The 20582-nt window shown below is 62.4% G+C and carries 20 protein-coding genes and 1 tRNA gene; 8 read left to right on the top strand and 13 right to left on the bottom strand.

Annotated elements, in window-relative coordinates:
- Positions 1-3: 3 nt before the first annotated feature.
- From glgA to PSH94_RS13650, 8 genes are all read right to left on the bottom strand, one after another.
- Positions 4-1557: a glycogen synthase GlgA gene (glgA, locus tag PSH94_RS13685; protein ID WP_181077806.1), complete on the bottom strand. Its 1554-nt coding sequence runs from the start codon at positions 1555-1557 to the stop codon at positions 4-6.
- A 516-nt stretch (positions 1558-2073) separates the two neighbouring features.
- Positions 2074-3027 carry a D-2-hydroxyacid dehydrogenase family protein gene (locus tag PSH94_RS13680; protein ID WP_181077804.1) on the bottom strand — a complete coding sequence of 318 codons (954 nt, stop codon included), beginning with the start codon at positions 3025-3027 and terminating at the stop codon, positions 2074-2076.
- Positions 3028-3053: 26 nt separating this feature from the next.
- Positions 3054-4055, bottom strand: a complete 1002-nt coding sequence (locus PSH94_RS13675; protein WP_305434798.1) for an alpha/beta fold hydrolase — start codon at positions 4053-4055, stop codon at positions 3054-3056.
- A 44-nt stretch (positions 4056-4099) separates the two neighbouring features.
- A complete protein-coding gene (locus PSH94_RS13670; RefSeq protein WP_181077800.1) occupies positions 4100-4543 on the bottom strand; it encodes a YqaA family protein in 444 nt (147 codons plus the stop codon).
- 3 nt (positions 4544-4546) lie between these two features.
- A complete protein-coding gene (locus tag PSH94_RS13665; RefSeq protein ID WP_305434796.1) occupies positions 4547-4993 on the bottom strand; it encodes a DUF411 domain-containing protein in 447 nt (148 codons plus the stop codon).
- Positions 4994-5096: 103 nt separating this feature from the next.
- Positions 5097-5555 carry an SRPBCC family protein gene (locus PSH94_RS13660; protein ID WP_181077796.1) on the bottom strand — a complete coding sequence of 153 codons (459 nt, stop codon included), beginning with the start codon at positions 5553-5555 and terminating at the stop codon, positions 5097-5099.
- An 89-nt stretch (positions 5556-5644) separates the two neighbouring features.
- Entirely contained in the window at positions 5645-7639 is a 1995-nt protein-coding gene (locus tag PSH94_RS13655; RefSeq protein ID WP_181077794.1) for a methyl-accepting chemotaxis protein, read from the bottom strand.
- A gap of 146 nt (positions 7640-7785) precedes the next feature.
- Positions 7786-8781, bottom strand: coding sequence for an aldo/keto reductase (locus PSH94_RS13650; RefSeq protein ID WP_305434792.1), 996 nt, complete (start codon positions 8779-8781; stop codon positions 7786-7788).
- A gap of 115 nt (positions 8782-8896) precedes the next feature.
- Here PSH94_RS13650 and PSH94_RS13645 point away from each other — a divergent pair, with 115 nt between their 5' ends.
- Positions 8897-9844, top strand: a complete 948-nt coding sequence (locus PSH94_RS13645; RefSeq protein WP_305434791.1) for a LysR family transcriptional regulator — start codon at positions 8897-8899, stop codon at positions 9842-9844.
- A gap of 65 nt (positions 9845-9909) precedes the next feature.
- Positions 9910-10098: a hypothetical protein gene (locus PSH94_RS13640; RefSeq protein ID WP_181077789.1), complete on the top strand. Its 189-nt coding sequence runs from the start codon at positions 9910-9912 to the stop codon at positions 10096-10098.
- A 1-nt stretch (position 10099) separates the two neighbouring features.
- Here PSH94_RS13640 and PSH94_RS13635 read toward each other — a convergent pair whose 3' ends face one another.
- Positions 10100-10480 (bottom strand): fe2+ zn2+ uptake regulation protein, encoded by a 381-nt coding sequence (locus PSH94_RS13635; RefSeq protein ID WP_305434789.1) that lies wholly within the window; start codon positions 10478-10480, stop codon positions 10100-10102.
- Positions 10481-10693: 213 nt separating this feature from the next.
- Between PSH94_RS13635 and PSH94_RS13630 the strand changes: the two genes are divergently transcribed.
- From PSH94_RS13630 to PSH94_RS13620, 3 genes are all read left to right on the top strand, one after another.
- Positions 10694-12997 carry an acylase gene (locus PSH94_RS13630; protein WP_305434787.1) on the top strand — a complete coding sequence of 768 codons (2304 nt, stop codon included), beginning with the start codon at positions 10694-10696 and terminating at the stop codon, positions 12995-12997.
- A gap of 192 nt (positions 12998-13189) precedes the next feature.
- Positions 13190-13263, top strand: a tRNA-Cys gene (locus PSH94_RS13625).
- 152 nt (positions 13264-13415) lie between these two features.
- Positions 13416-13682: a hypothetical protein gene (locus tag PSH94_RS13620; protein WP_313598459.1), complete on the top strand. Its 267-nt coding sequence runs from the start codon at positions 13416-13418 to the stop codon at positions 13680-13682.
- 86 nt (positions 13683-13768) lie between these two features.
- On the opposite strand, the gene PSH94_RS13615 is transcribed toward PSH94_RS13620, so the two are convergent.
- Both PSH94_RS13615 and PSH94_RS13610 read right to left on the bottom strand, forming a co-directional pair.
- Positions 13769-14149, bottom strand: coding sequence for a DUF1090 family protein (locus PSH94_RS13615; RefSeq protein WP_305434786.1), 381 nt, complete (start codon positions 14147-14149; stop codon positions 13769-13771).
- Between the two features lie 157 nt (positions 14150-14306).
- Positions 14307-14567, bottom strand: a complete 261-nt coding sequence (locus tag PSH94_RS13610) for a hypothetical protein (protein WP_305434784.1) — start codon at positions 14565-14567, stop codon at positions 14307-14309.
- A gap of 258 nt (positions 14568-14825) precedes the next feature.
- On the opposite strand from PSH94_RS13610, the gene PSH94_RS13605 reads away from it, so the two are divergent.
- From PSH94_RS13605 to PSH94_RS13595, 3 genes are all read left to right on the top strand, one after another.
- The gene (locus PSH94_RS13605) at positions 14826-15434 is read left to right on the top strand and encodes a LysE family translocator (protein WP_181077781.1); all 609 of its coding nucleotides are present in this window, start codon (positions 14826-14828) and stop codon (positions 15432-15434) included.
- A gap of 346 nt (positions 15435-15780) precedes the next feature.
- Positions 15781-16764, top strand: coding sequence for a GlxA family transcriptional regulator (locus PSH94_RS13600; RefSeq protein ID WP_305437733.1), 984 nt, complete (start codon positions 15781-15783; stop codon positions 16762-16764).
- Between the two features lie 36 nt (positions 16765-16800).
- The gene (locus tag PSH94_RS13595; protein WP_305434783.1) at positions 16801-17715 is read left to right on the top strand and encodes an ADP-ribosylglycohydrolase family protein; all 915 of its coding nucleotides are present in this window, start codon (positions 16801-16803) and stop codon (positions 17713-17715) included.
- Between the two features lie 9 nt (positions 17716-17724).
- On the opposite strand, the gene PSH94_RS13590 is transcribed toward PSH94_RS13595, so the two are convergent.
- Positions 17725-18975, bottom strand: coding sequence for an FAD-binding oxidoreductase (locus tag PSH94_RS13590; RefSeq protein ID WP_305434782.1), 1251 nt, complete (start codon positions 18973-18975; stop codon positions 17725-17727).
- A 3-nt stretch (positions 18976-18978) separates the two neighbouring features.
- A complete protein-coding gene (locus PSH94_RS13585; RefSeq protein ID WP_266249491.1) occupies positions 18979-20550 on the bottom strand; it encodes an aldehyde dehydrogenase (NADP(+)) in 1572 nt (523 codons plus the stop codon).
- Between the last annotated feature and the right edge of the window lie 32 nt (positions 20551-20582).

Raw genomic sequence — 20582 nt, 5'->3', positions numbered from 1 at the left:
TGATTATTTGACTGATTTCCCCAGGGCCTTGGCCACCAGTTGTTCGTAGAGTTCCGCGTAGGGTTCGACTGCCTGGGTCCAGTTGAATGGCTGGGTCATGGCGCGGCAGCGCATGGCATTGAGCAGGCCAGGGAAGGCGAACACATTGAAAGCGCGGGTGAGGGCGGCTTTGTAGCTGTCCACCGTGGATTCGTTGAACAGGAACCCGGTCACGCCGTCTTCGATGGTGTCGGCCAAGCCGCCGGTGTTGCGTGCCACCGGCAGTGAGCCGAAACGCTGAGCGTACATCTGGCTCAAACCGCAAGGCTCGTAGCGCGACGGCATCAGCAGGAAATCGCTGCCGGCGAACATGCGCCGGGCGTCGGTCTCGTTGAAGCCGATACGCACGCCGATCTGACCGGGGAAGCGCAGGGCCAGCTCGCGCATGGCCTGTTCTTCTTCCGGTTCGCCGCGACCGATAATGGCGATCTGGCCGCCGTTCTCGACGATAAAGCTGGCGACCGCTTCGGTGAGGTCCAGGCCTTTCTGGTAGACCAGACGCGATACGACGGCAAACAGCGGGCCGGTAGAGTCGTGCAGGCCGAACAGGTTACGCACGTGCGCGGCATTGATGGCCTTGCCTTCCCAGTCACCGATGTTGAAGTTGTGCGTCAGGTGGGTGTCGGTGGAGGTTTCCCAGCTTTCGTCAATGCCGTTGGGAATACCGCTGAGCAAGCCTTGCTGGGTCTTGGCGGCGAGGAAGCCGTCGAGGCCGCAGCCGAATTCGGGGGTGGTGATTTCCTGGGCATAGGTGGCGCTGACCGTCGTGATATGGCTGGAATACGCCATGCCGGCCTTGAGGAACGACATCTTGCCGTAAAACTCCATGCCTTCCTGCTGCAGCGCGTGCGGCGGAATACCCAGCTCCGGGGTGGACGCCAGACTCACCACGCCCTGATAGGCCAGGTTGTGAATGGTGAACAGCGTCGGCGTGCGTGACCCACGCCAGTGCATGTACGCCGGTGCCAGGCCAGCGGGCCAGTCATGGGCGTGCACCAGGTCCGGGCACCAGTGGATCTGCGCCAGGTTGGCGGCGATATCGGCGGCGGCCAGGCCCAGGCGGGCGAAGCGGATATGGTTGTCCGGCCAGTCGCGACCGTTATTGGCGCCGTAGGGTGTGCCTTCGCGCTCGTACAGCTCGGGGCAGATCAAAACGTAGATGACCAGGCCGTCCTTGAGATCCATGCGCCCGATCTTGCAGGGCGGCAACGCCGCATGGCCGCCCAGTTCGCCGATGATGTGGATCGGGTTGTCGCTTTCCATCACTTGCGGGTAACCGGGAATCAGCACGCGTACATCATGCAGATGCGCCATGGCGCGGGGCAGGGCGGCGGACACGTCGCCCAGGCCGCCGGTCTTCACCAGGTCGGCGAACTCCGAAGTGACAAACAGCACTTTCTTGCGATTGGGGTTGTAACTGGACACCGGCCGCACCGTGTTGAGGTCGACCAAAGAGGTCGACCCGCCAACTGGCTGACTAACACGCTCTCCCTGAATATTTACTGCGGCACTGATCATGATTCTCTCCACGTGTTGGTCGGCTAATGGCCCGCTGCCATTAGCTACGGTGACCGCATCCTGCGGTCAGGCGCACAAGCGCATGACAACCTGGCAAGGCCTATGCCAGTTGCACGGTTAGCAATAAAAAGTTGGATAGACGGCGCTGGCGTGAACAGCTCAGGCGCGCCTTACCCTAAACCTGACCAACAGCAGAGTTGGAAAGTTTAGAATTTTTTCGCGGGGTTTTTGTTTTGGAAGGGACCCATCGGTCACCAGTCTAGGACAGATCCCAGAGCCCGTAGGGTTTATACGAGATTTTTGTAGGACAAAAATCTTGTAACCTTATGCGATGCGGGTAAACCGGGGGCGGTAGTGGCGTTTGGCCTGTTTGCTCGCGGGATTGCACTGCATTGGAAAGCGCAGCGCTCCCAAAGGGTGCGTTCGATGCATGAGTCGGTTTGCGTGTGCTTATTTGGGGCTGCTGCGCAGCCCAGCGCGGGAGGTGCGACGATTCGACAAGCCAGGCCCGCCCATTTAGCCCAGCACCCTAACCGGAGCGCCACGGGACCAGGCCTGAATATCTTCGATCATTTGTGCATAAAACTGCCGATAGTTCTGCTCGCTCACGTAGCCCACGTGGGGCGTGGCCAGCACGTTGGGCAACTGACGAAACGGGTGGTCGGCGGGCAATGGCTCCTGGCTGTAGACATCCAGCGCCGCGCCGGCCAGTTGGCCGCTTTGCAGGGCCTGCACCAGCGCCTGTTCATCCACGATCGGCCCGCGGGCGGTGTTCACCAGCCGCGCGCTGGGTTTCATCCACGCCAATGCCTGGGCGTCCACCAGGCCACGGCTGCGCTCGCTGAGCACCAGGTGGATGCTCACAATGTCGGCCTGTTCAAACAATTGCTGTTTGCTGACCCACGTCACACCCGCAGCGGCGGCGCGCTCCGGCGTGAGGTTCTGGCTCCAGGCGATGACGCGCATGCCGAATGCCTGCCCGAATGCCGCGACCTTCTGGCCGATGCTGCCCAGCCCGAGGATGCCCAGGGTCTTGCCATGCAGGTCGCCGCCCAGGCCGAGCTGCCAGCCGCCGGCGCGCAACGAGTTGGCTTCGGCCAGCAGGTTGCGGGTGCTGGCCATGATCAGCGCCCAGGTCAGTTCCGGTGCGGCGTGTTTGTAGCTGTCGGTCCCGCACACCTGGATGCCCAGTGCCGTGGCGGCGGGCAGGTCGATGGCGGCATTGCGCATGCCGCCGGTCACCAGCAGCTTGAGCCGCGGCAGCCCCCGCAGCAGGGCCTGATCGAAGACGGTGCGCTCGCGCATCACACAAATGACCTCGAAGCCCTGCAAACGCTCGATCAGGGTGGCGGTGTCGGCCGGATAGTCGTGCAAAAAGTGCACGTGGCCGATGGCCTCCAGTACTGACCAATCCACCACACCACCGGCAACCCTTTGCCAATCATCAATGACTGCGATCTGTACCGACATTTACACGCGCCTCTTCAAGGGAAGGGTTAAAGGGTATTCAAGCCCTGCAGCAAGGCCTGGTGAAAGCGCGCCGGCTCTTCCATCTGCGGCGCGTGCCCCAGGCCCGGGAATTCCACCAGGGTTGCATGGGGGATCAGCTTGGCGGCCTGCTTGCCCAGGACCGCGTAGTTGCCGAGCGTTGCCTTGACCTGCGGCGGCGCGATGCCTTTGTTGATCGCGGTGGTGTCGGCCGTGCCGATCAGCAGCAGCGTCGGCACCTGCAGATTCTTGAACTCGTAGTACACCGGCTGGGTGAAGATCATGTCGTAAATCAGCGCCGAGTTCCATGCGACCTGTTTATGCCCGGGGCCATCGCTCAAGCCGGCGTACATATCCACCCAACGCTCGTATTCCGGCTTCCACCGTCCGACGTAGTAAGTGTCGAGCTGGTATTTACGAATGCCCTCGGCGTTGACGTTGAGCTCGCGCTCATACCACTGGTCGACGCTGAGCGTGGGCACGCCCAGGGCTTTCCAATCCTCCAGACCGATGGGGTTGACCATGGCCAGTTGTTCGGTCTGCTTGGGGTACATCAGCGCGTAGCGGGTGGCGAGCATGCCGCCGGTGGAGTGGCCGAGGAGCGTGGCCTTTTGAATGCCGAGCTTTTCCAGCAATTGGTGAGTGTTCAGGGCCAATTGCTGGAAGCTGTACTGGTAGCTGTCGGGCTTGCTGGAGGTGCAAAAGCCAATCTGGTCCGGGGCGATAACGCGATAACCGGCGTCGCTGAGGGCCTTGATCGTGCCTTCCCAAGTGGCCGCGCAGAAGTTCTTGCCATGCAGCAGCACGACGCTGCGCCCGTTGGCTTTGCCTCTGGCCGGCACGTCCATGTAGCCCATCTGCAGGGTCTTGCCCTGGGACTGGAAGTTGAAACGTTCGATAGGATACGGGTATTCAAAACCCTGCAGCTCAGGGCCGTAGGTGGCGGCAAACGCCGTTGTCGCAGTGGCCGTCAACAGGCCGGCGACGCAGAATTCACGAAATAAACGCATGGACGGGCTCCGAAAAAGGGTGTCCGGATGCTGTTGGCGCACGATTAAGTGGGAATTAACAGCCACTGCCGGGTCACGGCCGCCAACACGCCATAACGCGCGCTTTTGGCCAGCGTCACCAGCAGCAGAAAACGCCACAAAGGTTCACGCATGACTCCAGCCACCAGGGTCAGCGGGTCGCCGATGATCGGCACCCAACTGAGCAACAGTGTCCAATGTCCCCAGCGTGCGTAATGTTTACCGGCTGTGTCCAGCTGCCGCGGATTGACCGGGAACCAGCGCCGCTGCTTGAAATGTTCTACCCAACGGCCCAGCCACCAGTTGACCAGCGAACCGAGCACATTGCCCAGGGTGGCGATGCCCAGCAGCAACCACAGGTTGTAATGCTCGCTGAGCAGCAACCCCACCAGCACGGCTTCCGACTGCAATGGCAATAGGGTTGCGGCGCCGAATGCCGCGAAGAACAGCCCCAGGTAACCCATCGACACCGATCAGTGTGCCGGGTAGTCGGCCACCACTGCATCGTTGCCGTCGCGGCTCACGCCAATGACCTGATAGGCATCGGCGTGGCCATCCATTTCCATGCCCGGTGAACCCATGGGCATGCCCGGCGCGGCAATGCCCAGCAGATCGTCGCGCTTGCGCAATGCCAGCACTTGCTCGGCAGGCACGTGGCCTTCAACGAACTTGCCGTCGATCACGGCGGTGTGGCACGAACGCAGGCGCGGCGCCACGCCCAGGCGCTGCTTGACGGCGCTCATATCGGCTTCGACATGGTCATTAACCTTGAAACCGTTGCTCTCCAGGTGGCTGATCCATTTTTTGCAGCAACCGCAGTTGGCGTCGCGGTGCACGTCGATGGGGATCAGGTCGGCGGCCTGGGCCAGGGGGGTGGCCAACAGGGCGCTCAGCAGCAACAGGCGCAATGGTTTTTTCATGGGGGCTCTCGCAGGAGGTGCACTGGAATGGCGGCGATCATGACGACGTCCTCGCCGGCAAGCCAGTGCCCGCAGCCGGTTGGCTGCGCTGAGATGTTTCAAATTATTCCGAAGCTGGTTGTTCCAGATGCTGCTTGAGGCGGTCCAGGGCCACGTCCGAGAGTTCGATCATGCGGTCATGCAAGCTCACCAACTGCAACTCGGTTTCATAGCTCAGCACCCGCTTGAACAGCGTGCCGTCGCGAAAGGGCTGCAGGAAAAAATGAATCGAACCGTCCACGGCCAGGGAGGTGAAGACGCTCTTGAACTCCTCGCAAGGCCGGGCAATTTGTACGCGGTAGCTCATGGGAACGCGTACGCCAAGCAGGTCGATCATCTCGGTAAAACGCGCGCCGACTCCCAGAGAGCCGGTGGTGCCGGTCTCTGCGCCGAGGGAGGTGGGATGCCATTCGTGCCAGCGGTCGGGCTGGGTGACGTAGGCGTAGACGGCCTCGACGGAGGCCCGGATAAAGCGTTCCTGACTGATCCGCTCCAAGCGGACCGACTGCTCGACAGCGCGCATGACACACCTCCTGTGTGGCGGGAAGAAGCATCTTGAACTGTCAGAATAGTCTGACTCCCGCGCTTTGCACGGGAGTGTTCAGGACAGGATCAACGCACTTTGAAACGGCTCATCAGGCTGATGACTCGACCATTGGCCTCCAGCAGGCTCTGGGTGTTGTTTTCGGTGGCATGGCCGCTCTGCACCAAGGCCTCAACCATTTGTCGGATCTGCACCATGCTGCGGTTGATCTCTTCGGTCACCGCGCTTTGCTGCTCGGCGGCCGTGGCGATCTGGGTGCTGAGGTTGTTGATGTGGCTGACCGAGCCGGCCATCTCATCCAGTCCGGTGTTAACCCGCGCGGTGGCATCCGCCGCTGATTGGCAACTGGCCTGGGTGTTTTCCATGGCGGCGACCGACGAGTTTACCCCGGTGGTCAGGCGCGTAAGCATCTCGTTGATCTGCGAGGTACTGGCCTGGGTGCGTGCGGCGAGGGCGCGTACTTCGTCTGCTACCACCGCGAAGCCACGGCCCTGCTCGCCGGCCCGCGCGGCTTCGATGGCGGCGTTGAGGGCCAGCAGGTTGGTCTGGCCGGCGATTGCGCCGATCACCTCAAGGGTCTCGGTGATACGCGCGGCGTCCTGGCGCATGTTTTCCACGGTGTGCGTGGCGCTGGCGACTTCACCGATCAGGGCACCGACGCTGCTGGACGCTTCGCCCACCACCACGCGCGAGCGGTCGGCATGTTCGTTGGCGCGCTGGGTGAACGCGGCCGTTTCGGCAGCGTTCTGCGCAACGGTGTCGGCGGTGGAACTCATCTCGGTGATGGCGGTGACGGTCTGATCGGTTTCCGAGGCATGCCGTACCAGGATCTGGTTGGTCTGCGCCGACGTGCGCTGCAGTTGCTCAAGGCCGGTGGACATGGCCGCCGTGGCCTGGGTGACTTCGCCAATCATGTTTTGCAGGTACACGATGAAACGATTGACCGAATGGCCAATGGCGCCCAGTTCGTCTTCGGCGCGAATGGTGATGCGCCGCGTCAGGTCAGCATCGCCGGTGGACAGCGCGTCTATGTTGGCTTTGAGCGTCTTCATGCGCTGCACCAGCTTGCGGATCGCATACGCGGCCAGCAGCACCAGCAGCAACACCATGGGGATCTGCAGCAGCGCCAGGGTGCCGAGTACGTCGTCACGCTGGGCGGTGATCAAGGAAGTGGGCAGGGCCGTGGCGAGGAACCACGGGGTGCCTTCGATGGGGCGCATATAGAAGGTGCTGGCGACGCCGCCGTTGTCGAACTCACTGCGCTGCAAACCCTGGTCGCGATGGGCGAGCGCCTTGCTGACCTGGCTGGCGAACGCCGAGGTGGCGGTGAGTTCGCTGATGTTCTTCAACACCACTGGGCTGTTCAGTCGCGTGCTGTTGCTGATGATCTTGCCGTCGCCTTCCACAATCAGCATTTGCCCGCTGATGTCTTTTTCCTTGCTGGCCACCAGCTCGTTGAAGAAGCCGAGTGTCACGTCGATGGTGGCCACGCCGTAGGCCGCGCCATCGCGCTGGATCGCCATGGCGCAGTTGGTGCGCGGCTCCTGGCTGGCATCGTCTTTATAAGCGGCGGCCCAGGCGCATTGACCGCGCGGCGAGGCCAGGCCGCCTTTGTACCAGCTCTGGTCGTAATAGTTAGGGGCAGGGTCGCTGTTCCAGAAGGTGTTGACCGCCAACTTGCCGGAGGCATCGCGGTGCCAGAACGTGCTGTGCTTATTGCGCCCCGGCGTACGCTGGTTGGGCAGCGGCCAGATGCCGCCGCCGAACACTTTGAGCTCGCCGTACTGGTCAACCAGACCAGGCAGGACTTTGTCGATGGCATCGCTGTCCAGCAGCGCAATGGTCTGGGTAATGCTGCGTTGCTGGGCCTGAACCTTGTTCAGTTCGCCCTGGATGGTTTTCGCCACTTCGTCGATGCGGTTGAGGACCACCTGTTCTTCGGTATGGCGCAACGTGGGCGCGACCAATTGGCCGATGCCGACGATCGTCAACACGAATAACACCAGGACGAACAACACCAGAAACAGGGTATAGCGGGCTTGAATGGAGCGCAGTGGGGGCATGGGATCGTCCTTACGAAGCGTTTATTGTCGACGCGGCTTTCTTGGAGCTTCGTAGGGGTATCGGCGAGGCGGGTAGGAGCTTTAGGTACGATGGTGCAAGAAAAGTCGAAGCACCGCTCAGCAACGGTGCTTCCTGGTCGGCGGTGTCAGATATCCAGCATCGCCATCACGGCCTCGGGGTAGCGCAGGCCGGCGGTTGCATCGGCCGGGAAAATCGCATCCAGCGTCGCCAGCTCTGACGGGCTCAGCACAACGGCCACCGCCGCCGCGTTTTCTTCCAGATAGCGCCGCTGCTTGGTACCGGGGATCGGAATGATGAAATCGCCTTGGGCCAGCACCCAGGCCAAGGCCAGTTGCCCGGCGCTCACGCCCTTGTCCGCGGCCAGGCTGCGCACGTGTTCGACCAATTGCAGGTTTTTCGTGAAGTTGTCGCCCTGGAATCGTGGGTTGGAGCGGCGATAGTCGTCGGCGCTGAAGTCGTCCGGACTGCGCAGTGCGCCGGTCAGAAAGCCGCGCCCCAGCGGGCTGTAGGGCACGAATGCGATCCCCAGGCGCTGGCAGGCCTGCAGGCAGCCGTTGCTTTCCTGGTCGCGGCTCCAGAGTGAATATTCGCTTTGCAGCGCGCTGATCGGATGGACTTTATGGGCCCGCTCCAAAGTGGCGGCGGAGGCTTCGCTGAGGCCGAGGTAACTCACCTTGCCCTGTTTGACCAGCTCGGCCATGGCGCCGACGCTTTCTTCGATGGTCACCTGTGGGTCAATGCGGTGCTGGTAATAGAGGTCGAGGGTTTCCACGCCCAGGCGTTGCAAGGTGCCGTCGATGGAGGCCCGGATGTATTCGGGGCTGCCGTCCACGCCGCGCGAGGCGGGGGTGGCCGGGTCGCGGATGATGCCGAATTTGCTGGCCAGGAACACCTGGTCGCGTTTGCCGGCGAACGCTTTGCCGAGCAACTGCTCATTGGTATGCGGGCCATACATGTCCGCCGTGTCGAAGAAGTTGATGCCCAGTTCCAGGGCGCGGTGCAGGGTGGCGGTGGCTTCGCGGGTGTCGCTGCCGGGACTGTAGAAATCGCTCATGCCCATGCAGCCCAGGCCAATAGCGGAGACGAGGGGGCCGTGGGTGCCAAGTTGACGGGTTTGCATCGGTGCTGCTCCTGGATGGGGTAGGGCGCCATTGTTATCCTCGACAAAAACAAGATAAACAGGCTAAAAGCGCTATCACTGTTTGTAATTTCTAAATAATCGGCGAGGAATTTCCTTGGATCGCTTCAATGCCATGCGCGTATTCACGCGAATCGTCGAACTGGGTGGCTTCGCCAAAGCCGCCGATAGCCTGCAACTGCCGCGCGCGTCGGTGACGATCCTGATCAAGCAGTTGGAAGCGCACCTGGGCGTGCAGCTGCTGCAACGCACCACGCGGCAGGTCAGCCCGACCCCGGACGGCACGGCGTACTACCAGCGCTGCGTGCAATTGCTGACGGAACTGGAGGAAACCGAGGCGGTGTTTTCCACGCGCCGACAGAACCCTCGCGGCATTTTAAGCGTGGACATGCCCTCCGGCATCGGCCGCTTGATTGTGATTCCGGCGCTGCCGGCCTTCACCGCGCGCTACCCGCAGATCGAGCTGGATATCGGCTTGAACGACCGCCCCGTGGATTTGATCCGCGAAGGCGTGGACTGCGTGTTGCGCGGCGGCGCGGCGCTGGATGAGTCGTTGGTGGCGCGGCCGCTGGCGCTGATGGACCAGTTGACCCTGGCGAGCCCGGCGTACCTGGAACGTACCGGCATGCCCGCCGATCTTGACGACCTGGCCGGTCATCACATGGTCGAGTATGTCTCCAGCGCCAGTGGCAAGCGCTTCGGCCTGGAGTTTCAGGTTGGCAACGACGTGCGTGCGCTGGATCTGCCCAAGCGGGTGGCGGTCAATAGCTCCGACGGTTACTTCGCCGCGTGCGAAGCCGGCTACGGCTTGATACAGGCCCCGTATTACCACGCGGTGCGGCAACTGGCCGAGGGCCGCCTGGTGGAAGTCCTGCCCCAGGTGGCTGTGCCAAAAATGGCCCTCACTGCGCTGTACCCGCCCCATCGCCAGTTATCGTTGCGGGTGCGGGTGTTCGTCGACTGGCTGGTTGAACTGTGTGCCGGGCCGGGCACCGGCCTGCTGCGCGAGCCGCCGGGGCAAGCCAAAGCGTTGCATCGCCTGTAACATAGCCGGCCTGCGCCGATCGTGGCCGGTCAGCGCCTTTCATTTTTCAGGTCCAGGAACTTGTCATGACTCACAAGCAACGTTTGAAATACTCGATTCTGATCGTTCTCGCGGTACTGGCGACCATGTTTGGCCTGTCGTACCTGCAGAGCACCGGCGTGATCAGCGAGAAGGCGTTCCAGACCATCGCCATCGTAGTCGCGGTGGTTGTGGTGGTGCTCAACGGCATCATGCGGCGCAAGGTCAAGCCCTGAATCAGATACGGCTGTCGAGCACCTTGGCGGCTTCTTCATGGAGGCTGTAGCTTTTATCCGCATTGAGGGTGATCACGCCCTCGCTGCACAGCCGCTTGAGCACTTCACGCACGCTGAGAAACGACAACGGAATGCCCAGCGCCAGCAAATGGCTGTGCACACCGCGTACGCCGAGGCTGCGCTGGTTGTCGGCGGCGGTGAGCAGGGCGTCGATGACCTTCAGCCGAATCAGGCTGGTGCGCAGGCCGAAACACTTGAGCAGATAACGAATTCGTTGGTTGCCTTGCTGCTCCGGCGTCTTGTCGTAGGCCGGGGTGCCATTGCCGAACTTGGCGTCGGCGGCCGAGAGATGTCCGTCCGTGGGCACTTGCGGGTTGTACATGCAAAAACTCCTTATCAGAGCCTGATCAGGAAAATGATGGCGCTCTTATTCAATAAGACGAACGAGCCGGTGAAATCATGAAGCGCGGGATGTAGAAATTTCGTCGGTATCGGTTTTGTCACACTCTGCGGGCTAAATTCCGCGCATCGATGTGCGTCCTTACGGTGGGGTGGTTGCCCCGCGTGAAGACGTTCATTTGACGGCGGAGTCGGTGTGATTATTAACAACAAGTTGTCCAGGGTATGTGCGCTCGCAGTGTTGCTGGGCGTCAGCCTGGCCGTATCGGCGCGCGAGCAGGTGACGCAGGCGCAGATCCAGCGGACCGGTTTCGGCGTGCCGCATATCCGCGCCAGCGATGAGCGTGGCCTGGGCTACGGCATCGGTTACGCTTATGCCCAGGACAACCTGTGCCTGTTGGCCAACGAGGTGGTGACGGTCAACGGTGAGCGCGCGCGCTACTTCGGCCCGGACCAGTCGACCCTGGAAGAACGCAACAACCTGGCCAGCGATGTGTTCTTCAACTGGTTGAACACACCGGCCGCCGTGACCGCGTTCTGGACGGCGCAGAGCCCACAGATCCAGCAGCGCATTGAAGGTTATGTCGCGGGCTATAACCGTTACCTGCAAGAACACGGCGCGCCGGCCCAATGCCACGGCGAGTGGGTCAGGCCGTTGGTGACCGGCGATCTGGTCAAGTTGACGCGGCGTCTGTTGGTCGAAGGCGGTGTCGGCCAATTCGCCGAGGCGCTGGTGGGCGCGACGCCGCCCAACGCCAGCGCCGCAGTACAGCCCGACGCCAAGGCCTTTGCAGTGGCCGCTGCGCAACAACAACGTTTCAGCCTGGATCGCGGCAGCAACGCGGTAGCGGTGGGGCGCGACCGATCGTTCAACGGGCGCGGCATGTTGTTGGCCAACCCGCATTTCCCGTGGGTCGGCGGTATGCGCTTTTATGAGATGCACCTGACCATCCCCGGCCAGCTTGATGTCATGGGGGCCGCGTTGCCGGGGTTGCCGGTGATCAATATCGGTTTCAACCAGCATGTGGCATGGACCCATACGGTCGACACGTCCAAGCACTTCACCCTCTACCGCTTGACCCTGGACCCCAAGAACGCCACGCGCTATCTGCTCGACGGTCAATCGATCCCCTTGGATAAAACCGCAGTGACGGTCAAGGTCAAGCAGGCCGACGGCAGCGTCAAAGAGGTGAGTCACACCCTCTACAGCTCGCAATTCGGCCCGGTGGTGCAATGGCCCGGCAAGCTCGACTGGGATGCGCATTACGCCTTCAGCCTGCGCGACGCCAACCTGGGCAACGACCGCGTGCTGCAGCAGTGGTACGCCATGAACCGCGCCACCAGCCTCAAGGCGCTGCAAACGTCGGTGCAGACCTTGCAAGGCATCCCGTGGGTCAACACCGTGGCCGCCGATGACCAGGGCCAGAGCCTGTACATGAACCTGTCGGTGGTGCCTAACGTCAGCGCGGCCAAGTTGGCCAGCTGCAGTGACCCACGCGCCGGTTTGCAGATGATTGTGCTGGACGGCGCCCACAGCGCCTGCGCCTGGGAGGTCGACCCGGATGCCGCCCAGGCGGGAATATTCCCCGCCGACCAACTGCCGCAGTTGCAACGCAGCGACTACGTCCAGCATTCCAATGACTCAGCCTGGCTGGCCAACCCGCAGGCGCCGTTGACGGGCTTCTCGCCGCTGATCAGCCAGGACCGCATCGGCCTCGGTCCGCGTGCGCGCTTCGCCCTGCAGCGTCTGCACAGCCTGGGTAATCGCCCGATAGGCGTGGCCGACCTGCGCAACATGGTGATGGATAACGAGGTGTACCTGGCCAGCCAGGTCATGCCGGATCTGCTTGAGTTCTGCGCCAAGCGCCTCGCGGCAGATGCGCAGGCCTTGCAACCCCTGTGTACCAGCCTGAAGAATTGGGACCGCCGCGCCAATCTCGACAGCGGCGTGGGCCTGGTGCACTTCATCAACCTGATGAACCACCTGCAGCCGATGCCCGATGCCTGGCGCGTGGCATTCGACCCGGCCCAACCGCTCACCACCCCACGCGGCCTGGCCATTGATCGCGCACCGGTAGCCAACGCCCTGCGCGCCGCCATGCTGGCCTCCACTGCCGATGTCGCCAAGCGCGGGCTGAGCGCCACCAGCACCTGGGGGGATGTGCAGCTCTCCGGGCAAACCCCGATCCACGGCGGCCCGCAGGAACTGGGGATCTACAACGCCATGCAAAGCGTGCCTCGCGCCGACGGCAAGCGTGAAGTGGTCAGCGGCAGCAGCTACCTGCAAATCGTCACCTTCGACGACCAGGGGCCCCATGCCGAAGGCCTGCTGGCGTTCTCCCAATCCAGCAATCCGGCCTCTCCCTATTTCAAGGACCAGACCCAGGCATTCTCCGGCAAAACCCTCAGCCCGTTACCGTTCACCGAGGCCCAGATCCACGCCGACCCGCAGTACCGCCAGCAGATCATCCAGGAGGCCTCCAGCCCCGCAACTCCTTGATGCCGGGACGAAATATTTTTGAAATCAAGGGGTTGCAGGCCCCGGCAAATGAGTACATAATGGCGCCCATCGAACGCATAGAAGCTTTAAAAACTTCAATGTATTCAATGAGTTAGAGTAGAGGCAGGCTTCACGTAGCCCACTCAAGTTTGCATGCGGTGAGTGCCAGCACTAAGGGCATTGATCGTTTGAGGCCGAGTAGCAAAATGGTTATGCAGCGGATTGCAAATCCGCCTACGCCGGTTCGATTCCGACCTCGGCCTCCACTCTCGAAAGCCCCGCAGCCATTAGGTTGCGGGGCTTTTTTTGTGCCTGCGGATTTTGTCCCGGCCGTTAATTGGGACAATCCTGGGACACTGAGATCATTCAACGGTGGTACTGTCCTCGCGGCGCACTGGAGCCTGGCGAAAACCAGCGCGTGCTCACCCTTATCGTCAGCCGTCGCGGGCGTAAACCCACCGAGTTACGCGTGCCATTCAGCGACATCTTTTCCATGCGGCCCTATGTGCTCGCTGCCTATGACCGAAATGGCTATTTCAGTGTTGTGTTTCAGGGACCGAAGGACTGGGTGTACGAATACCAGTTTGCCGAGGGGACGTCTTTGGAAGAAATGGAGTTTCATGCTGCCTGGTTGCGAGGAATGATCGGCGAGCGGAAGTACGAGCTGCTGAACCTGGACAAATGAACGGCGCTTCAGTGTTCGCCGGGCTCTGCGCAATTGAGCCGGTGTAACGAGAAAGCCTGCTCGGGAGCAGGCTTCTCTGTACTTATTTATTTAAACAACCCACCAATCGCGTTAATCGCATCCGCCGCCTTGTTTACGTTCTGTTGGCGTTGCGAGCTGGTGTCCACTTGAGCTTGAGTGTTGTAAGTGGCGTTACTGCAGCTTTTATTGGTTTGCGTCAGCGCCGCCTGGAATGCGCTGGCGCGCAAGGTATCGCCCTTGGCGTTGGCGGCGTTGATGTTGGCTTGCAGGTCGCGGATTTGTTGCTGGCAGGAGGCAGCGTTGTTGGTGTTGGCGGTGTTGGTCGTGTTCGCGCCTCCCAGTGCCGTGGACAGCGCGCCGGTCAGGGCCGAGAGATCGGCGGCGTGGGCGGGCAGGGTGAACAGGCTGAGCAGGGCGGCGGCAGGTGCAAGTGTGGACAGGCGCATGGCAAACCTCGATGTTTGATTGCCTGCGCGTCAGCAGTCCCGGGCAGGCGCATGGCAATGTCCCTATGGATGAGCGCCCGAGTGGAGCCAAATGGTATGGGCTCGCATTTTGACCATCAACGCGAAGTCCGCAGAACTGTGAACGAATTCACAGTTTTCATTCGGGCGGGCCATCGCTGTCGGAGCGTTTGATGCGCTGCTGTTTCACCTCTGCGGCGTAGCCATTGAGCTTGTCCTGCTGGGCCGCCAGCAAGTCACCTATCTTTTTCAGAATGAGTGCCTGTGTTGCGTCGCTCGCCGCCATGGCCTTGAGTTCCACCACCGACCAGCCGATCATCGCCGCTGCGTCTTCCAGGTCGTAGAACAGTTCCTGCTGGGCTGTTCGGGGGCCATTCAGGTCGTGTATCAATTCCTGCATGCGTGTCTCCGCCGTTGCGCGTCATGCCGTCGGTAAATGCCGGGCAAAGAAAAGCCCGCGATGGGGGGTGCGGGCTAAAAGGGGTGTTCACTAGGAGCTACTGGGGTCACCTTAAGCGTGCATCTGTGAAAGCTTTGTGAAACTGCATGGGAATGTGCGGGAAAAGTGTATGCCTCGATCCGCGCCTGGCTGTACGGGGTGTTTGTCGGGATAAATCACTACTGTCGTAAGCCTTCCACCCTGTTCGGATGCTTTGCGATGGTCATGTCTTCCAGTCTGCTGTCGGCCTTTGTGCTGTTTGCCTTTGTCTCTTCGATCACCCCCGGCCCCAACAACACCATGTTGCTGGCCTCGGGGGTGAATTTCGGTTTTCGCCGCTCCATACCTCATGCGCTGGGCATCAGCATCGGTTTTATGCTGCTGGTGATTGCAGTCGGGTTGGGGTTGGGCGAGGTGTTCAAGGTGTTTCCCTGGGCGTATACGTTGCTGCGTTACGTGGGGGCCGCGTATCTGCTGTATCTGGCGTGGAAGATCGCCACGGCGGGCGGCATGACCGACAGCGCTGACGAGCGCGGCAAACCCATGACGTTTCTCGGCGCCGCCGCGTTCCAGTGGGTCAACCCCAAGGCCTGGATCATGGCGTTGGGCGCCATCACCACCTACACGCCCGCCGAAGGCTACGTGACCAATGTACTGGTCATTGCTTTGGTGTTCGCGGTGGTCAACCTGCCCAGCGTGTGCGTCTGGTTGGGCTGCGGTACCGGGCTGCGCAATCTGTTGCGTGAGCCGCGTTGGGTGCGCCTGTTCAACGGGATAATGGCCGGCTTGCTGGTTCTGTCGCTGTACCCGATGTTCCTGGCCGGCTAGGTGTCAGACCGGTGAGATGGTCGCCAGCAGGCCGATGCCGATGGTCAGTACCAGAAAACCGAACAGGAAGAGTGCCATCTTGGTCATAGGACCTCCGAAGGGGAAGGGAAGTGGAAACGGTGGCTATTGTCCGCCTGGGTGGTTTTTCGATACAGACGCAGATAACAAAGAAAAAACCGTATCAGATGTGGCTGCCAGCCCATGGTGGAGGGCGTTGAGTGCCGCCGGAATTTTCCATATCAGTGCTTGAGACAGCCGGGGCATTTGCCCCTAAGATGGCGCCCACGGCATCAACACAATAAGAGTGGGCCAACCCTCGATGGAAAGACGTCAATTCAGCGGTGGCATGAAGGGCAAGAACCTGCGCTACCTCAACGAAACCTCCCAGCACCCGGCGTCGGTCACCCGCGTCGGGTTTCTGTTGCTCGAACATTTCTCCCTGCCCGCATTCACCCAGACTCTCGATACCCTGGTCACCGCCAACCTGCTGCGCCCCGAGCTGTTCGCCTCACGCACGTTTGGCTGCGACGACGGCGAGGTCATCAGCGACCTCGGCCTGGTGATTCGACCGGACGCCCGCCTTGACGCCGCTGTGCTGCCCGACCTCGACCTGTTGGTGATCTGCGGAGGCTTTCGTACCGAACTCAAGGCCAGTGACGACTTCATCCACCTGCTGCGCAGCGCCGCCGAGATGGGCGTGAGCCTGGCCGGGTTGTGGAACGGCTCTTGGTTTCTCGGTCGTGCCGGGCTGCTGCAGGGCTATCAGTGTGCCATTCACCCGGAGCACCGCCCGGCCCTGGCCGAGGTGTCCAAGGCCGCCAAGGTCACCAGCGAACCCTTTGTGATCGACCGCGACCGCCTCACCGCGTCGAGCCCCTCCGGTGCGTTCCATATGGCGTTGGACTGGATCAAGAGCCTGCACGGCAAGGCGCTGGTCGAAGGCATTGAAGACATCCTGGCGTTTGAAGAGTCGCGTTACCGGCGCATCAAACCGACTGAAAACATCAGCGTCAGCGCGCCGCTGCGCGAAGTGGTCAAGCTGATGGACGCCAACCTCGAAGAACCGCTGGAACTCGACCAGTTGGCAGTCTACGCCGGCCGCTCGCGACGTCAGCTCGAACGCCTGTTCAAGGAGCAATTGGGCACCACGCCGCAGCGCTACTACATGGAACTGCGCGTAACCGAAGCGCGGCGTTTGCTGCAGCACACCGAGCTGTCGCAAGTGGAAGTGCTGGTAGCGTGTGGGTTTGTCTCGCCGAGCCATTTCAGCAAGTGTTACAGCGCCTACTTCGGATACCGCCCCTCGAAAGAGAAACGCCTGATCAAGTAGCATGAGCATCGTCTGGAATTTTCCCGAGGAGTGCCGATGTCGTTAACCCTGAAGGACCGCTACCGTGGCAGCTTGCTGGGCCTGGCCTGCGGCGATGCTGTGGGGACCACCCTGGAGTTCAAGCGCCGGGGCAGTTTTGCGCCGATCACCGATATGGTCGGCGGCGGGCCGTTCAACCTCAAACCGGGGCAGTGGACGGACGATACCTCCATGGCCCTGTGCCTGGCCGAGAGCCTGCTGCACAAAGACGGGTTCGATGCCCGTGACCAGATGGCGCGCTACCTCAATTGGTGGCAGTGGGGCTACCTTAGTTCAACCGGAGACTGTTTCGATATCGGCATGACCGTACGCGAGGCGCTGACGCTGTTCCAGAACACCGGCGACCCTTTCGCCGGCTCAACCGATCCCTATTCGGCCGGCAACGGCTCGATGATGCGCCTGGCGCCTGTGGTGTTGTTTTATTACCCGGACCTGCAAAACGTGCGCACCTTCAGCGCCGACAGTTCCCGCACCACCCACGCCGCCCAGGAAGCGATTGACTGCTGCCTGGTGCTGGCGCAGGCCATCTGTAATGCCCTCGGCGGCGCGTCGAAAGCGAAGGTGCTGCAGTTGACCGAAGTACCGTTGATGACGCCCAAGGTGAAGGCTATTGCGGCGGGAGAGTACCGTGACAAACCCGGCGCGGAGATTGTCGGCTCGGGCTATTCGGTGGCTTCCCTGGAAGCTGCCTTGTGGTGCTTTCATCACACCGACAGCTATGCCGATGCAGTGCTGGCGGCGGCCAACCTGGGCGATGATGCCGATACCACCGCCGCTATAGTCGGTCAATTGGCCGGCGCCTATTACGGGCTCACGGCGATTCCGTCCGAATGGCTGGGAAGGTTATGGATGGCGGATGAAATCCAGGCGATGGCCGACGGATTGTTCAACACCGCAGGTCATCCGGCCTGACTCTCGCCGCTAAAACCGCTCCAGCCGATAAGGCGCCAGGGCCGGCAACCCCGCTGGCATCGGCGTGCCTGCCGCCAGCCCGGCCACCAGCTCCGCCGTCACCGCCGCCTGGGTCAAGCCCAGGTGCTGATGCCCGAACGCCAACAGTACCTTGCCGTCAGCCACCCGATCGATGATCGGCAGCGAGTCGGGCAGCGACGGCCGAAAGCCCATCCACGGGGTCGCACCCTTGACGTCCAATTCCTCACGGAACAGGCCGTGGCTCAACCGTTGTAACTGCCAGGCGCGCTGCATATTGGCGGGGCGTTCAAGCCCGGCGAACTCCACTGTACCGGCCAGCCGCAGGCCGCCGGCCATGGGGGTCATGATAAATTTACGCTCCAGGGAGGTCACGGCGAACGGCAGGCGCTGATGCTCATGGGGCAGCATCAGGTGGTAGCCGCGCTCAGTGTCCAACGGCACCTGTTTGCCGGTCAGCGCCGCAGTCAGGCTGGCCGAATGCGCACCGCAGGCAATCAGCGCCTGACGCGCCAGCAGCGGCGCCTGGTCGGTGAACAGGCAGACGCCTTCGGCATCGACTTGCCCGCTGACCACACGGCGCTGGAGAAACTGCACGCCCGCAGCCTCGGCGGCGCTGACCAGTTCGCCCACCACCTGGAACGGGTCGAGAAAATGCCCGGTGGCCGGGAAAAACAGTCCCCCTAGCAGGCGTTCGCTCAACTGCGGCGCCGCTTCGCGAATCGCCTCGGCAGGCCAGAATTCCACCGGCACGTTTTGTTGCTGCATTCGATGCTGCAACGCTTGGATATCCGCCCGCGACTCAGCCCGTTCGAACACCAACAGTGAGCCGTCCTGGCGCATCAGCCGCGTCCGCTCCAGGCTGGCCAGCAAGCGCTGCCAGGCGCCCAGGCTATGCTCGTTGAGCGCACGAAGGCCGGCCACCGTGCGCTGGTAAGGCGCCGGGCGCAGGTTGAGCAACAGGCGCGTAAACCAGGGCAGGGCGCGGGGCAGGTAGCGCCAGTCCAGACGCAGCGGGCCCATGGGGTCCAGCAGCATGGCGGGCAAGCGCTTGAGAATCGAGCGGTCGGCAATCGGAAACACCTGCTCGGTCGCCAGGTGCCCGGCGTTGCCATAGGAGGCGCCCATGCCTGGCGCCTGCGGGTCGACGATTACTACCTGGCGGCCCTGACGCGCCAGTTGCAACGCGCAGGCCACGCCGATAATGCCGGCGCCGACCACCACGATATCCGTACGGTTCATCGGCTAGGCCTCTCTCTGCCCGTCGAGCAGCCGCCGCAGCAGCAGCGGGTTGTCATGCCGCAGTGCTGCAGGCAGCAAGGCGTCAGGGAAGTCCTGGTAGCACACCGGCCGCAGGAAGCGCTGGATCGCCGCCGTGCCCACTGAGGTGGTGCGCGAGTCCGACGTGGCTGGGAACGGCCCGCCATGCACCATGGCGTCGCACACTTCCACGCCGGTCGGCCAGCCGTTCACCAGCAGGCGACCGGCCCTGCGCTCCAGCAACGGCAACACTGAGCGGGCGTCAGCCAGGTCGGCTTCGTCCAGATGCAGCGTGGCTGTGAGCTGGCCTTCGAGGTGCTCGCTGACCTGACGCACTTGCGCGCTGTCAGTGCAGGCGATCACCAATGAAGTCGCGCCGAACACTTCGGCCTGGAGTGCCGGGTTGGCCAGGAAGGCGTCGGCCTGGGTAACACACAAACGCGCCTGGCCCTGGTTGGGGCCCTGCGCGGCTTTGCCGGTGGCGGCGACCTCGGCATGGTCGGCCAATGCGCTCGCGCCTCGCTGATAGGCCTGGAAGATTCCAGGGCTGAGCATCGTCTGCGCGGCGCAGTGCTGCAGTGAGTCGCTCGCCACCTGAACAAAGCGCTGCAATGCCGGCCCTTGAATGGCGACTACCAATCCGGGGTTGGTGCAGAACTGCCCGGCGCCCTGGGTCAGTGAGGCAACAAACCCCTGGGCCAGCGCGTCACCGCGCGCCGCCAGTGCCGCTGGAAACAGGTACACCGGGTTGATCGAACTCATTTCCGCATACACCGGAATCGGCTCCGGGCGTGCCTGGGCGGCACGACACAACGCCATACCGCCACTGCGCGAACCGGTAAAGCCCACGGCCTTGATGCGGGAGTCGCCGACCAGCGCAATGCCCAGGTCATAACCGCTGTCGTAGAGCAGCGAAAATACCCCCTCCGGCAGACTGCACGCCGCCACCGCCCTGGCAATGGCGCGGCCCACCAGCTCGCTGGTGCCGGGGTGTGCGTTGTGCGCCTTGACGATCACCGGGCAACCGGCGGCGAGCGCTGAGGCGGTATCGCCGCCGGCCACGGAAAAGGCCAGGGGGAAATTACTCGCGCCGAACACGGCCACCGGGCCCAGTGCGATGTGGCGCTGACGCAGGTCCGGGCGCGGCAAGGGCTCGCGTTCGGGCTGGGCACTGTCGACCCGCACATCCAGCCACTCGCCGGCACGCACGGTGCGCGCGAAGGTACGCAGCTGGGCGCAGGTGCGGCCGCGCTCACCTTGAAGACGCGGGCGTGGCAGGCCGGTTTCGGCAGCGGCGCGCTCGATCAACACGTCGCCCAAGGCTTCGATTTGCTCGGCGATGGCTTCAAGAAATGCCGCGCGAGCCATCAGCGACGTTTCTCGATAGGTATCGAACGCTGCCCACGCCAAGGCGCAGGCCTGCTCGACATGCGCAGCATCGCCGCCCGCGTAGGCTGGCTCCAGCGGCGTGTCGGTGGCGGGGTTGATGGCGCGGAATGCGGTGCCGCTGCCGCGCAGAGGGTGCTGACCGATCAGCATCTGGCCCGTCAAAGTCATAGGATCGTCCTGGAAAATAGGAAGGGCCGCCG

This window comes from Pseudomonas sp. FP2254 (assembly GCF_030687695.1).
Taxonomy (GTDB): domain Bacteria; phylum Pseudomonadota; class Gammaproteobacteria; order Pseudomonadales; family Pseudomonadaceae; genus Aquipseudomonas; species Aquipseudomonas quebecensis.
Note: the sequence above shows the minus strand (reverse complement) of the source record. Positions and strands in the feature narration are given on the sequence as shown.